Annotated in this window: 15 protein-coding genes; 8 read left to right on the forward strand and 7 right to left on the reverse strand. The window is 39.8% G+C overall.

Translation table 11 applies throughout. The features are described from left to right. The first annotated feature begins 154 nt into the window (after positions 1-154). The 3 genes from H5186_RS02440 (at position 155) to H5186_RS02450 (ending at position 3,941) form a co-directional block, all read left to right on the forward strand. Complete coding sequence (locus H5186_RS02440) at positions 155-1,573, forward strand: MATE family efflux transporter (RefSeq protein WP_182717071.1); 1,419 nt, start codon at positions 155-157, stop codon at positions 1,571-1,573. A gap of 281 nt (positions 1,574-1,854) precedes the next feature. Next, entirely contained in the window at positions 1,855-3,042 is a 1,188-nt protein-coding gene (gene dapE, locus H5186_RS02445; RefSeq protein ID WP_182717072.1) for a succinyl-diaminopimelate desuccinylase, read from the forward strand. Between the two features lie 227 nt (positions 3,043-3,269). Further along, entirely contained in the window at positions 3,270-3,941 is a 672-nt protein-coding gene (locus H5186_RS02450; RefSeq protein ID WP_182717073.1) for a hypothetical protein, read from the forward strand. A 123-nt stretch (positions 3,942-4,064) separates the two neighbouring features. Here the strand turns inward: H5186_RS02450 and H5186_RS02455 are convergent, their stop codons facing one another. From H5186_RS02455 to H5186_RS02465, 3 genes are all read right to left on the reverse strand, one after another. Beyond that, on the reverse strand, positions 4,065-4,772 hold the full coding sequence (locus H5186_RS02455; RefSeq protein ID WP_182739371.1) for a response regulator transcription factor: 708 nt from the start codon (positions 4,770-4,772) through the stop codon (positions 4,065-4,067). A gap of 19 nt (positions 4,773-4,791) precedes the next feature. Further along, positions 4,792-6,405 carry an ATP-binding protein gene (locus H5186_RS02460; protein ID WP_182739370.1) on the reverse strand — a complete coding sequence of 538 codons (1,614 nt, stop codon included), beginning with the start codon at positions 6,403-6,405 and terminating at the stop codon, positions 4,792-4,794. A 163-nt stretch (positions 6,406-6,568) separates the two neighbouring features. Continuing rightward, entirely contained in the window at positions 6,569-8,281 is a 1,713-nt protein-coding gene (locus H5186_RS02465; RefSeq protein WP_182794079.1) for a lysophospholipid acyltransferase family protein, read from the reverse strand. A gap of 169 nt (positions 8,282-8,450) precedes the next feature. On the opposite strand from H5186_RS02465, the gene H5186_RS02470 reads away from it, so the two are divergent. Together H5186_RS02470 and H5186_RS22955 are read left to right on the forward strand one after the other, a co-directional pair. Next, on the forward strand, positions 8,451-9,371 hold the full coding sequence (locus H5186_RS02470; RefSeq protein ID WP_182794080.1) for a glyoxylate/hydroxypyruvate reductase A: 921 nt from the start codon (positions 8,451-8,453) through the stop codon (positions 9,369-9,371). 98 nt (positions 9,372-9,469) lie between these two features. After that, on the forward strand, positions 9,470-9,601 hold the full coding sequence (locus H5186_RS22955; RefSeq protein ID WP_257325490.1) for a hypothetical protein: 132 nt from the start codon (positions 9,470-9,472) through the stop codon (positions 9,599-9,601). A gap of 30 nt (positions 9,602-9,631) precedes the next feature. On the opposite strand, the gene smrA is transcribed toward H5186_RS22955, so the two are convergent. The 3 genes from smrA to H5186_RS02480 all read right to left on the reverse strand — a co-directional run bounded on the left by smrA (position 9,632) and on the right by H5186_RS02480 (position 11,139). Then, on the reverse strand, positions 9,632-10,210 hold the full coding sequence (smrA, locus tag H5186_RS02475) for a DNA endonuclease SmrA (RefSeq protein WP_182717078.1): 579 nt from the start codon (positions 10,208-10,210) through the stop codon (positions 9,632-9,634). Positions 10,211-10,344: 134 nt separating this feature from the next. Further along, positions 10,345-10,590: a hypothetical protein gene (locus H5186_RS22960; protein WP_145237284.1), complete on the reverse strand. Its 246-nt coding sequence runs from the start codon at positions 10,588-10,590 to the stop codon at positions 10,345-10,347. Positions 10,591-10,689: 99 nt separating this feature from the next. Continuing rightward, positions 10,690-11,139, reverse strand: coding sequence for a hypothetical protein (locus tag H5186_RS02480; protein ID WP_149980809.1), 450 nt, complete (start codon positions 11,137-11,139; stop codon positions 10,690-10,692). Between the two features lie 109 nt (positions 11,140-11,248). Between H5186_RS02480 and H5186_RS02485 the strand changes: the two genes are divergently transcribed. Beyond that, entirely contained in the window at positions 11,249-11,632 is a 384-nt protein-coding gene (locus H5186_RS02485; RefSeq protein WP_145237278.1) for a response regulator, read from the forward strand. Positions 11,633-11,724: 92 nt separating this feature from the next. Here H5186_RS02485 and rpsT read toward each other — a convergent pair whose 3' ends face one another. After that, entirely contained in the window at positions 11,725-11,985 is a 261-nt protein-coding gene (gene rpsT, locus H5186_RS02490) for a 30S ribosomal protein S20 (protein WP_145237275.1), read from the reverse strand. A 297-nt stretch (positions 11,986-12,282) separates the two neighbouring features. Here rpsT and murJ point away from each other — a divergent pair, with 297 nt between their 5' ends. Both murJ and ribF read left to right on the forward strand, forming a co-directional pair. After that, positions 12,283-13,821: a murein biosynthesis integral membrane protein MurJ gene (murJ, locus tag H5186_RS02495; protein ID WP_392352530.1), complete on the forward strand. Its 1,539-nt coding sequence runs from the start codon at positions 12,283-12,285 to the stop codon at positions 13,819-13,821. Between the two features lie 109 nt (positions 13,822-13,930). Beyond that, positions 13,931-14,857 (forward strand): bifunctional riboflavin kinase/FAD synthetase, encoded by a 927-nt coding sequence (ribF, locus tag H5186_RS02500; RefSeq protein WP_182717080.1) that lies wholly within the window; start codon positions 13,931-13,933, stop codon positions 14,855-14,857. Positions 14,858-14,877 lie beyond the last annotated feature (20 nt).

A 14,877-nucleotide genomic window follows, 5' to 3' on the forward strand; every position in this document is an offset into this window, starting at 1 on the left:
AACAGGGTATAAAACGGCGCAGCGTTTGTTTGATTTAGATTAAGGTTTACTTAATTGACGTTTAAAATCGATTGACAGTGCACTCTTTTTTATTGCTATTCATCAATAGGTCAGGAAAATAAGTTATAATTGCTGCTTAAAGCAAGGGTATACAATGAACGAAACCAACCATCTTTTTCTGTCTGGCTCTATTAGCAAAGCACTGTTAAAACTTGCAGTTCCTATTATTCTTATCAACATTTTACAATCTGCCTATCAATTAACCGATGCGTTTTGGGTTGGTCGCTTAGGGGCGGCACAAGTTGCAGCGGTGTCAGTAAGTATGCCGGTGACTTTTTTAGTGATTGCGATTGGCTCTGGACTTGCGATGGCGGGGGCAATTTTGTCAGCGCAATATATGGGGGCTGGCCAACAAGATAAAGTAAACCATGTGGCCGCGCAAACAGTGTTAATGGTGACTGTGACAGCCATTTTTTTAGGAGTTATCGGTTATTTGCTATCGCCTTACTTTTTACATTTACTGGGTGTTGAAGATGCCGTTTATAACGATGCTTTAAAATTTATGCATGTGTCATTTGTGGGGGTGGTATTTGTATTTATTTATGCCATGTTTCAAGCCTTAATGCGGGGTATTGGCCAAACCAAGGTGCCATTGATCATTGTTTCCGTAACCGTGTTGCTAAACTTTGTACTCGATCCATTATTTATTTTTGGTTATGGCAGCTTTACAGGTCTTGGGGTGATGGGGGCAGCGCTGGCTACATTGGTGACACAAAGTTTGGCAGCCATTGCTGGCATTGTTATTTTTATGCGTGGTCGCCATGGTATTAAGCTAAAATTATCAAGTTTCATTCCTGATTACAGTTATATCAAACAAGCGTTTTATTTAGGTGCACCAGGCTCTGTGGAGTTGTCAGCGCGTGCATTTGGTTTGATTATCATGTCTTTTTTAGTGGCTAGTTTTGGCACTCAAACCATTGCTTCTTATGGTGTTGGTTCAAATATATTACAGATGGTGATGATCCCGGCTATGGGACTCTCGATGGCTGTGTCGACCTTGGTCGGACAAAACATGGGCGCAGGTAACCCGCAACGAGCAGAGCAAATTACTAAGTTGGCGGTACTTTGGGGATTATGTGGTTTGTCTTTTATTGGGGCGATTGCATTTATATTTGCACCTTACTTAGTGGCATTTTTTATCCCCGATGATCAAGGTGTGATAGCCAAAGGCGCACAGTTTATTCGTGTTATGTGCTTAACTTGGGGCGGAATAGGCGTGCAATTATGTGTGGTGGCTGCATTTAGAGCATCAGGGAACATGCTTAATGCGATGTTGTTGGCGCTGTTTTCTCAATGCGTAGTACAGTTTCCGGTGGCGTATATTTTGTCAAAACACACACATCTGGGCGATCACGGCATTTGGTACTCGTTTGCTGTCACCAATGTGATCGTCGCATCGCTATCGTATTTGTGGTTTTGTCGTGGTCGTTGGCAACAAACAAAATTGACCAAAGATGATAAAGATATCGCTAAAGTTAGCCAAGAAGCATTCATCGAAGAAGGTGCACACTAATACCAATCGACTTAAATATTTAACCATTCTAGCGCGCTAAATAAAGCGCTAACTGCGTTAGTAATTTTTCATTTAAGACTGCATGGATGCAAGAGGTAGAGCAATGCAGGAGCAATTGCCGAGAACAACTACATGTCAAAATCTCTGCCTTGTTATCACTGTATTTTTCTGTCGCTATAAATGGTCAGTAACTTAAAACGATTAGTATAATCCGTGTTTCATAAAGCGGTCATAAATTCAGGTTGTAATGAATACACTCTCTCTTAATAAGGGTGTTAATTATGACTTTAGCTATCCAATCTCACACCACGAATGATGCAATCCACACTGATACTGTGGTCAGTTACCTTCAAAAGCTGATCCAATTTAAATCTGTTACACCACAGCAAGCCGGGGCAATAGACTGGTTAGCAAAGCAGTTAACAGACTTTGGCTTTAACTGTGAACAGTTTACCTTTAATAATGTTACTAACTTAATAGCTAAAGTAAGCTTTGGTGATGGGCCACGCTATGCTTTTTCGGGGCATATTGATGTGGTCCCCGCATCTGGAGGGGCGTGGCGAGCAGAACCATTTTCAGGTGATATTATTGATGGCGCGATTTATGGCCGAGGCGCTGCTGATATGAAAGGGGGCGTTGCCGCCATGTTATGTGCCAGTCGTGCATTACTAGCTAACGTAGCTGCAAAAAAAGGTACTTTTTACTGGTTGATCACCTCTGATGAAGAAGGGGAGGCGGAATATGGTTCACTACTGATTGCCGAGCGTTTAGCGCAACAGGGCATCCAACTTGACGGCTGCATTGTCGGCGAGCCAACCAGTCATTTGCATGTTGGTGATACAATCAAAAATGGCCGTCGAGGTGCACTCTCTGCGCGGTTAGTGATCAACGGCAAAGCAGGGCATGTTGCTTATCCAGAAAACACCATCAATGCAGCTCATCTTAGTGCAGAAGTAATCAAGCGCTTGACTAGCATAACTTGGCAGCGTGACGAGCCAAGTTCACATACGAGCTTGCAAATAACCGGGATTAATATTGCAAATGTGGTCGATAATATGGTGCCAGCACGATGTGAAATGACATTTAATATTCGTTATAGCCATGGTTATAAAAGCAGTGATATAAAAAATGAGATTCAATTCGCGTTAGACGATTTACAAGCTTTGCTGAGTGTGGAATGGGAGCGTCCGTGTGAGCCTTTTTATACGAGTCATCAAACGCGTCGCTGTTTATTGACTCAAGTTGAACAAGCTATTTTTAATGTGACAGGCAGTTATCCTTTATTAAGTACCAGTGGCGGAACTTCTGATGGGCGGTTTTTTGCCAATGACTACACCCAAGTGATTGAATGCGGGGTACGAAATAATACCATCCACCAAGTTAACGAGCATGTGCCTATTAATGACTTACTAAAAATTGAGAAAATATATACACAGCTTTTAGAGCAGGTATTTAGCCGTATCAGCTGACTATAACGCAAGGCCATCATTAAACTGTTCATTATAAACAGACAATTTCTGACAATGTCCGACAAGCGCTGAGAGATGTCTCGTAAAGGATATGCTAACATTTTTTCAGTAAATTTCGCTATTCGAAATAAAATACTTAGTAATTGATTAATAAAAAATTATTAAAGTAATAACAGCGTTTAGTGCGGTTTTTAGCGTTGATAAAATTAAACATTATGGAGATTGTTATGAGCACCAGTAATAAAGGATTTAGTATTGCACTGTTGTTTGGTGTGGCAGCTGCTTTAAGTGGATGTGGTGAAAGCACGGATGAATTAGATGATAAATTAACCCATCAAGCAAATATGTCTTTCATAAATTCATTGGATTATATGGCTGACTTTCATGTCAAAAAAAGGAGTATTAGCACCGGCTACAGTGGTTTATTCGATAGTGATAACATCGCTGCGGGCGATGTAGAGGCCAATGCTGTGGGTAGTCGCTATAACTACAGTTATAAAGTAATCAATAACATGATTAACTTGGGAGTTAAAGATAGTATCAATGCGAATAAAGAGGAACGCATAAATACAACTTTGAGTAATAACGACGATTTATGGGTAATTGCTTGGCAATCTTCAGGTAAGCGGGCTTTGTCTGTCATTGATAAAAAACAAAATAATACTGCAGATGTATTTAATGTGCGTTTATTTGCCAACGGCGAGTATGATGTGTCAATTGATGATAAAAAAGTATTAACTACAAAAAAGGGCAGTGTCACAGCGTTCTTAGCGGTGAGTAATTGTGCTAATGGCCTAAAAGTTGCCAATCAGGCTATCGATTTATGTGCGGGTAATTTTGGCGCTTCATATTTATTAGTTGTCGATAGTAATGGTAAACGAGTAATGGCTGAAGAATAACTTTAGATTAAAACTCCTCTGGTTAGTGTGAAATAGTTGCTGAGATAGATGTATTATCCACAGTCCAAGTCTCTCAAAGGCGCTACTCCCATGTTGGAGATATAGCGCCATATCCACCTAGAACTACCACGCACTAACTACAAATAAGTAGCCTTTGGAACGGATAGTCTTAATTTTTATTGGGTTACGCGCATTATCACCGAGCTTCTTGCGTAACTGGCTAATATGATTATCAACACCACGTTCAATTCCATCATAGTGATAACCTTTTATTTTTTCAACAATGTCACTACGTGACAGAATAACTCCTGCATTTTTAGCAAGCAGTAGCAGTAGGTCATATTCGCCGTCTGTGAGCTGGATATGTTGCGTTGCTAAAGAGACAGTTCGGTTGTGCGTATTAATGATTAATTGCCCAAACGTTATAGACTCTTTCGTTTGTGGCTTTATGGCGAGTGGATCTGTGGGATGTCCACGTCTTAAAAAAGCTTTAATTTTTGCCAGTAGTAAGCGAGGTTTCACCGGCTTTAATAAATAATCGTCGGCACCAATTTCAAGCCCTACAACCTGATCAATTTCTTCTTCTCGTGCAGTAAACATCAAAATATAGCCGCTGTATGACTGCCTTACTTCGCGGCATACCGTTAAGCCATCCTTGTTCGGTAACATAACGTCAAGCAGCACCAGAGCTGGCTGCCACTGAAGAATACGGGAGACCGCATGCTTGCCATTTGATTCTATTTCAACCTGATAGCCTTCAATCGTTAAATACTCTTGAATTGACTCAGCGAGCGGTAAATCATCTTCTACCACTAAAATCTTTGTTTTCATTTCTTGTTCTCTATGTGGATTATCGATGTGTGCGTTTGGCAGGCCAATTTAGTATGAAACATGCACCACCTAAGCTGGATGGCTCAACACTCGCGGTTCCTTCATGCCAGCCTAAAATTTGTTTAACGATTGCAAGGCCTAGTCCGGTTCCACCGACTTGCAAATTACGACTTTGATCTTCTCGATAGAATGGTTCAAATACCTTCTCAGCACAGGGTAAAGGAATACCATCACCGTTATCAGCAACACAAATCAGCCAGCCTTTTGCGGTTTGTTCATAGCTTACTTGAATATGGTTTCTTCCATACGCTATGGCATTGCGCATTAAATTACTTAATGCACGGCTCATATAAAACTTATCAATCATTGCATGGCAAACGCCTTGTTCAAGTAAAACAATCTCAGTATCAGGGTTGGCTTCTTGCCAACAGATTAACTCTTGTTTTATCCAATGATTAAGTTCAACGGTTGCAAATGTAAGAGTGGGTATTTCGCGCTCAAATCGAGCATGTGTAAGCATTTCTGACACTAATGAATTTAGTTCATTCAAAGATAATTCAATCCGCTCTAGTTGCCCTAGTTGATAGTCATTGGTTGTACTATTTCTAAGTAATTCAACATTGAATTCAATGCGTGCGATGGGAGTTCGCAATTCATGTGATACAGCATTGATCAGAGTTTTATGAGAAGAGATAAGGCGTTGTATTTTTTCGGCCATGGTATTAAACGTTTTGGACAAGTGGTTTAGATGGCTAAAACGAATTAGCTTAGCGCGAGCATCAAATTTACCTTGTCCAAGTAATATCGCCACTTTATTGAGCGATAACATAGAGCGCCAGCCAGGAATTAACCATATTATAATTGGTATAAGCAGAAAAAAGCCGAATATAAAATAAAAGATACTTAACATGTACACCACTTTGCCCTTTAGTTGAGGGCTAAAAGGGCCAAGTACAATTACTTTATCGCTATTTTTGATGCGCTGTACGGCAATGTCAGCGGGATAGCCAATAAAATCAGAATCCGCAGTTGATATGGTCACAATAGCTCCTGTTTTTAATTGGGCTATTTGTTGCTCTGTGTAAGTTAACTCACTCAATGTCATCAGTGCAACGGGATATGTAAAAGCATCACTGAGCGAATCAATTATCGACGGCCAGCTCTGCTGTGGGTGTTGCATCAGCATATTATTCAGTAGGTAAAAAGAGCCCATCATCCAACGTTGCGCTTCGTTGATCAGATGCTTAGGAACCGTATTGGGTTTTACAATTACTAATAGCTGTTCGTCATCTATTTTTCGATATGCTAAATCTGCTTGCGGATCACCCCAAATTTTATCCTCTGCGAGCCAAGATTGTTGCTCACTTGAAAAATCATTTTGTTGATAGTCTTGTAAAGTAAGTTCAAAGCCAAAATTAGCTTGTATGTTTTGTAAGTAGGCCATTCTCTGGTGTTTAGGTATGGATTGTAATTGTTGTGCAAGAAGATCCGTAGAGCCTGATGTTAAAAACTCTAAAGCCCATTTTTCAGTAGGGTATCTGACGTTACTTTCAAAATGAGGTATCACCAATAATTGAATGCTAACTACCGAAAAAATAATGATAAAAGCTAAAAATAGCAGGGACCTTTTCATAGCTGTTCTGTCAACAATTTGTGTACAACCACTTTATCATATCTGCACATAAAAACTACTTTTGATAGCATACTGCGAGCGCAAATTCACGTTACGGATCAAAAGTAGGTTTAGTAAATAAGCTAGATGGCTGGTCGCTGTTATTTTATACACCTTTGCGTTCTTAGTTCTTTCCTAAATATCTTTTTGCTTTGCCTGCTTTTACTTTTTCAAGATCAACAAGCACTAAGCCATCAATACAATTATTGAAATCAGGATCAACACTAAAACTTAAAAACTGTACGCCGTCAGGCTCACATAGTTCGGTGTATTGTTTAAATAAAGTGGGTACTTGGGCACCCATGTTTGCGAGCACATGTTTGAGCTCAACAAAGTCTTCTTTGACATCATTACCGCTAAATAGATTTGCGCACTGTATGAGTTGCTGCTCTGTGAGTTTGAACTCATTATTAGGTGTAGCAATAACCTGCTTAGCGCCGTAATAATGCTGATAATAATGAACTAACATGGCTTTGGCAGGTTCTGGCAACGCGTTCGAGACACTGACTGCGCCGTAGAGGTAGCGATACTGAGGATAATTTTTCACAAACGCGCCAATCCCATACCATAAATAATCAAGACTTTTACGACCCCAGTATTTAGGTTGTACAAAGCTGCGACCCAGTTCAATACCTGCAGCAAAGTAAGGAGTCATTGCATCACTGTAAGAAAATAAGCTATCAGTATATAAACCTTTGCGGCCGTGTTTATCAATAATAGCTTGAGCACAAGCAAGTCGGTATGCGCCAACCAATTCAAGTTGTGAGCCGTCCCATAAAACCAAGTGCTGATAATCCATATCGTACTTATCAATATCACGACGCTTACCACTGCCTTCACCAACAGTGCGAAACGAAATCTCTCGTAACCGGCCAAGCTCTCTGAAAATCGCTGAGCTGCCTTGATATTGATAAAGGTATATCTGCATGCCGTCTTGAGTTGTGCCTAATAGCTCACACTGTTCGATGGCTTTTTTTAGTTCCTTGCGGCATTCTGAGGAGGCGATGGGTGCTTGTGTTTTAAGCGGTAAGGTTTTCTTTGAGGTAAGTGCATAAAGCTGCTTACGGATCAGATTGACTACTTCTTTGTCTTTGAGGTTTTCAATTAAATAAGACTCTGGAGGTATCGATGCGCCAATTTCAAACTCTAATGATTTTTGTCGTTGTTTAAACATTTCTTTAACCAGTAATAAACTCGCTAAAGGCTTGTAAATCATCGATGTGCCATAAAAAAGTGGGCTATTTTTGGCTTTAATAAAAATCGGTAAAATTGGCGCATTGGCTTTTTTTGCGATCCGTAAAAAACCACTATTCCACTTGCAATCTTTAATTCCGGTAGGGCTTAAACGCGACACTTCACCTGCTGGGAAAATGAGAATGGCCCCAGCTTCTTTAAGGTGCTGGTGGATATTATTGAGTTCTTGCTTTTTACTGTCACCCGATAAATTATCGACCGGCAGTAATAATGAGTGCATTGGCGTAACTGACATTAACATGCGATTGGCAACGACCTTTAAATCCTTACGAACACTTGATAATACTTTAATTAATGCCAGTGCATCTAAAGAGCCAATAGGGTGGTTAGCAACAATAACTAACTTACCCTCACTAGGAATATTCTCAATCTGCTTTGGCTTGTAGCGAGTATCAAAATCTAGTTCATCCAACACTTGCTCAACAAACTCAATGCCTTGTAAGTGCGGGTAGGCATCACCAAATGCAACAAATTCTTGTTCGTGAAGCAAATAACCTAACCCTTTTTTAACTAAACTTTTTACTTTAGGTGAGTTTTCTAATTGTGGTAGATTTGCTGCGATTACTTTATCAACACTGATCATAATTACCTCGTTTGCATATGGTGATCAATATATCGCCAGAGTAAAAGCTTGCCATGACAATTAGGTTGCAGTTGTGTGACTTTTTAAAGAGCCGAGCAGTAATTCGATTAGATTAAATGTTTTAACAAAGGTTATACTCTTTGCAAATCAACAACTCTATAGGCATAACATGAGCGTACTCGTTGCGATTAGTGGACGTGATTGCAGTAAAATTATTACTGCGTTAGCGACTAAATTACCCGATGTAAAAATTTCACAGTGGCCAGATTGTGATAACTTAGAGGATGTTGAATTTGTGCTTGCTTGGCTGGCACCTGCAGATATGTGGGCACAACTACCAAATTTAAAAGTAGTTTCTTCATTTGGCGCAGGGGTCGATAGCATTGATTTAAACTTACTCCCTGACAATGTCGTTGTGACACGCATCGTTGATGAAAATTTAGCTCATGATATGGCAGAGTATGTGCTTACCCATATTTTAGCGCATAAGTTAAGGCTTAAAGACTATGTGATTAAGCAACAACAACGACAATGGCTGCCAAAACGCGCTTATAGTCATAATCATGTTGTGATTTTAGGTTTTGGTGAGTTAGGACAAAGCTGCGCTAAACGTTTACTGGCTAATAATTTTACCGTAAGTGCATTTTCACAAAACCCTAAAAATATACCCGAAGTAAATTGTATTCATCAAGCAAGTGAGTTACCGAGTTTGTTAGCACAAGCTGATTATCTCGTGTGTTTATTTCCACTAACCACGCAAACGAAGGGCTTTATTAATCGCAACTTATTAATGCAGCTACCAAGTCATGCCGTGCTCATCAATGTAGCGCGAGGCCAGCACGTCGTTGCAGACGATTTACTTTGGGCATTAGATAATCAAATTATAAGAGGAGCAACATTGGATGTTTTTGCACAAGAGCCATTAGCTGCAGAGCATCCTTTTTGGCATCATTCAGCGGTTACAATGACTCCCCATTGCGCGGCATTGTCTGATCTGGAAACTGTAACGCAGCAGATTGCTAATAATGTACAACGTATGAAAACAGGCCTTAAATTAAATAATCAGGTTGATAGAACAAAAGGTTATTAAAAGTTCAGCGACAATAGCGTAGTACATCTTGTTAACATCTGTAATTTTAGTTAGTCTAGGTAATTCAAAAAACACTAACAATAATAATAAGGTGTACAATGAAACAGCATCAAACAGGCGTTAAATTTAGCATTATCGTTATTTCAGTGGTCTTAATGGGTGTGTCTGCATGGTTTAATCAAGCTAATGCAAGTGAACAAGCCCCCGTTTTACAAAGCCAAACAGAATAAATAGAACCAACAATTGATATCGAAGCCGGGTTAGCGTTTACTATGACGCTCCCGGTTCTCACTCTTCTTCTCATCACTTTTTTTAATTAAGACATAGCTTGCACCACTGCCACCATGATGCCTAAGCGCACTATGAAAGGCTAATACGCAGTCAATTTCTTGTAGCCATTTATTGGTATAACTTTTTAACACCCCAGGGATCTTTTTATTTTTGATACCAGTGCCGTGGCGGATCACTACCACACGAATATTACTTTTTTGGCAATCAGTTATAAATTCAAATAAGGCTTGGCGTGCGTTTTTTAGTGTTTGGCCATGTAAGTCAAGTGTCGCATCAAGCTGATACTTAGCTAATCGAAGATTTTTAAATACAGCATCTTGCACTCCCGCATTTTTATAACTCAATAGTGCATTAGGCTCTAATAGCTCGACTAATTCACTACGTAGATAATTTTCATCGATGTTTAAATTTAATTCTGCGGCTTTGCGTTTTTGTTGCTGGGCTAAAGAGGGGCCAGTTAAGTGTTGTGATGGTTCGATCGTATCGTGATCTAGGCGAGCAACGTCTTCCATAGACGTTAAAAATAAATCAGAGTCAGTTAAAGGCATAGTGATACCCAAAGTAGCATAATACGCCGATGATTTTAACTTAGTTCATTTTGCTGCCCAAGTTCTATTCGCGCAAAAAAATACCCTACCGAGCAAAGCCCGGTAGGGTACATAAAATTATCTAGGGAGAGATATTAATTTTGCGGCACATTTAATTGCCCAAAGGTATAAACCTTGAACAAGTAAAACGTGTTTATCAACACTAAACTCATGTTTGAAATAACACTCGACGACATTAAATCCAAGCTAAATGACAAAAACAGTAAAGCACAGGCGCTGATCGCCGCTACACGCAGTATTGTTAATTGATTGATAAAAAACGCCCCTAATCCTAGGGCTAACAGGATAATATTTAAAAGCCAATCTAGCTCGTTTAGCATGGTTGTATCGTTGTTCAAGTGTTGAAAAAAGGAGCGCCATTATGTTGATATTTTGCGCACCTTTCAACCAAGTAATTTTATATTTTCAGATTAGTTTTTTTAATCCAAAATTAATTTTTGTAATGCAGAAAAAAAGCCGGCTTGTTCGGTTACTCGATATTTTTGACAAGTATCTGGTTGCTTATTGTTTTGACATAAATAAAGGCTATTACGCGCTAAATCGGCATTTGGCTGCAAATTTGAGTCAAATAACATGGCGCCATAACCAAACAGTCCCGGCCAATATACACTTTGCGTTACTAATCCTAATTTTTCATAGGTTAATAACTGTGGTTTGGGGATAACTAAAATAGTAAACACAATAACACCCGCTACAATAATGCCTGTGCGGCTTTTTTTTGTTTCAGCTAATTCACTACTAGCAGTTTGTGTTTGTGCTTGCGTGACGTTTGCCTGAGCAGGCGCTTTTCGCTTGTTAGTTGGTGCCGTTGGTTTTTTTCGTTGAGGCGTTTTTCCTAGCAAGGATTGTTTTTTTATATTATTTGACATAAAGCAAATCTGGCCTTTTAAGCAGAGCTCTCTATAATGAGATTATTAAATTAGAAAAGTTATTAAGCATAATAACTTAAACCTAGTTCATAACCTACGGGGATCAACAATGAATACGCAGCTTTCAATTTTAATAGTGGATGATGTGGGAACAGTGCGCAGCTTTCTCCATCAAACATTAATGCACTTAGGTATTGAAAATGTTAGAGAAGCGTCGACAGCTGCGCAATGTATAAGTGCTTGCCAAGCGGCCGATTATAATATTATTTTTTTAGATATTGAGTTGCCAGACGGTGATGGTAAAGAGATTATCGCGCAGATCAATGAAATAAACCCACAAACTAATGTCGTTATGGTATCGGCTCACTCAACGGTTGAGAATGTTAAAGATGCAATCGATAAAGGGGCTAAAGGATTTGTGGTAAAACCATTTACACCGAAGAAAATAGCGGCAATGTTGAAAAAGTTTTATCCAGAATTAGACGTTGTTTAACGCAACAACAGTGTTTAAATAATTTTAAGCGTTAAATGATAGATATAAAAAAACCGGTCAAGACCGGTTTTTTATATTCTAGCAAAAACAAATTATAGCGCTTTGATCTTAGCTGCTATGCGGCTCTTATGACGAGCTGCTTTGTTTTTGTGAATTAGACCTTTAGTTGCATAACGGTCTAAAATAGGTGTAGCAACTGCGAAAGCTTGCTGTGCAGCTTCCTTGTCGCCCGCTTCAATAGCAACAACTACTTTTTTGAAGTATGTACGCATCATTGAACGACGGCTTGCGTTATGCTGACGGTTTTTTTCGCTAGTGATAGCGCGTTTTTTTGCAGACTTGATGTTAGCCAAGGTTTGCTCCTAACAATCTTAAAATAAGCTTAATTTAAAGGCCGTGGAATATGCCTTTTTTAATCGTGAATGTCAATAAAAATTTGACATACCAAGAAAAACTGCTCCTATATAACGAACATCAATTTGCCGCTCTAGCACAGTTAATACCGCTATTGTAACAAAGGCGGTGAGTTCAGCCTAGTGCTTTAGAGCGATTTATAAAAAAGACTGTGGCATAATTGGTTTTATCGTTGGTTTTAAAGCAGGTTTAGTGTGGCAAAAGGATTATTTCGTTCCGGTATGATTGTAAGTGCAATGACAATGATATCGCGTGTTTTAGGATTAGTGCGAGATGCTGTTGTCGCAAATTTACTTGGCGCAGGTGCTGCCGCCGACGTTTTTTTATTTGCTAATCGCATTCCCAACTTTTTACGCCGCTTATTTGCTGAAGGGGCATTTGCGCAAGCATTTGTGCCCGTTTTGTCGGAAATCAAACAGCAACAAGGAGACGACAAAGTCAGGCTGTTTGTTGCTCAAGCCGCTGGCACACTTGGTACTATTTTATTGGTTGTAACTATAATCGGTGTAATTGCATCGCCAATTATTGCAGCACTATTTGGTACTGGGTGGTTTATTGAGTGGTGGCAAGGTGGCCCAGACGGTGAAAAATTTGTATTAGCCAGTAGTTTACTTAAGCTAACGTTCCCTTATTTATTTTTTGTAAGTCTTGTTGCACTCAGTGGCGCGGTGATGAATGTTTATAATCGTTTTGCTGTTGCGGCCTTTACGCCAGTGCTGTTGAATATTTCGATTATTGCCTGTGCAATCTTATTACACGATAAATTCTCGGTTGGTGCTTATTCGCTAGCTATTGGTGTGTTTGTCGGTGGAGTGGTGCAGTTATTGTTTCAATTGCCGTTTCTGTACCGAGCGAAAATGCTCAGTAAACCACGTTGGGCCTGGCAAGACGAAAATGTAAAAAAAGTCCGTAAGTTAATGTTACCGGCTTTGTTTGGGGTATCTATTAGTCAAATTAATCTACTGCTTGATACCATGATTGCGTCATTGTTAATGACAGGGTCAATTGCTTGGTTATATTATTCTGACCGGCTAATCGAATTTCCACTGGGGTTATTTGGCATTGGTATCGCGACGGTTATTTTACCTGCGCTATCTAAATTACATAGCAGCGAAAAAAGCAGCGATTTTCAGCACACCTTAGATTGGGGAGTGCGGTTTGTGATCTTTTTAGGCTTACCTGCGATGATTGGTTTGATGATCATTAGCCCGTTAATCATCTCTGTATTATTTGATCATGGCGCGTTTAGTCAAGGTGATGTCGATCATGTTCAGGCCGTGAGTTTAGGGGTGATGGCTTACTCTGTTGGGCTTGTCAGTTTTATGTTGATCAAAGTTTTAGCGCCGGGATTTTATGCACGTCAAGACACTAAAACTCCGGTGCGTATTGGCATTATTACGCTGGTGTTGAACATGGTTTTTAATATTATGTTAGCACCGTTTATAGGTTACTTAGGATTGGCGCTTGCGACTTCAATGTCGGCCAGTTGTAATGCGTATCTGCTTTATCGTCAATTAAGCAAAGAGCAGGTTTATCAGTTTTCGCGTTTTAGTTTATTGTTTACCTGCAAATGTTTGCTCGCCGCTTTATTGATGGGGGCTGTAGTTTGGTACGCTGCGACACAGTTTTTATGGCGTCAGTGGCATTTTAGTGAGCAAGTTGTTTTATTGATAGGTTTACTCGCTCTGGCAGGGGGGGTGTACTTTTTAGTGTTGTTTTTACTCGGGGTAAGACTAAATACCATAAAAAACGTTGTTAGTGCTCAATCAGACTAAAAAAATCAACTGAAACTCGCATCTTGAGGTGGTTTGGGTATAATCGGTGATTCTGTAACCCAAGTGAAATTTTACTCGGTACATAACGCTTACAAAGGCATTAGGTGGCATGGAGTTAATTAGAGGTATCCACAATATTCGCACACAGCATTATGGTTGTGTGTTGACCATTGGTAATTTTGATGGTGTGCACTTAGGTCATGGTGAAGTACTCAATGGATTACTCAATGACGCTAAAAAATATAACTTACCGAGTACGGTAATGTTATTTGAGCCTCAGCCACAAGAGTTTTTTGCCAAAGATAATGCGCCAGCTCGATTAACGCGGTTACGCGATAAGCTAGGTCTGTTAGCAAAGTTAGGCGTTGAACGGGTAATTTGTATTAGTTTTAATCAGCAATTTGCCAATATGGAAGCAGAGCAATTTGTAACAGAGATACTGATCAACAAGTTGGGTGTCAAAGCGCTAACCGTAGGTGATGATTTTCGCTTTGGTAAAAGACGTCAAGGTGACTTTAATTTACTAAAAAAAATGGGCCTCGCGGCTCATATGGATGTAAAAAGCACCGCGAGTTTTCGGCAATTAAATGCTAGAGTAAGCAGCACCTTGATCCGCCAAGCATTAGCTGAAGGTCAGTTAGCGCAAGCCAAAGCGATGCTAGGTCATGATTACGCAATATCAGGGCGAGTGATTCATGGCTGGAAACGCGGTCGTGAATTAGGGTTTAGGACTGCAAATATTGCGTTAAAGCGGCAAGTATGCCCTGTAAATGGGGTGTTTGCGGTACAAGTAACGTTAAACGATAAAACAGTGTATGGGGTTGCAAATATTGGCAACAAACCCACATTTAATGGAACACGCGCATTATTAGAAGTTCATCTGTTCGACTTTGCGCAAGATATTTATGGACAGTTTATGCACGTGGAGTTAATTAAAAAGCTTCGCGATGAGAAAAAATTCGAGACATTAACACAATTGACGGCACAAATAGCAACTGATGTTGCTGCCGCTAAACAGTGTTTTGGTTTAAATTAGGTAGCCGATACGGAAACTAG

Origin of the sequence: Pseudoalteromonas sp. SG41-2, from assembly GCF_014164535.1 — a bacterium.
Classification (GTDB): domain Bacteria; phylum Pseudomonadota; class Gammaproteobacteria; order Enterobacterales; family Alteromonadaceae; genus Pseudoalteromonas; species Pseudoalteromonas rhizosphaerae.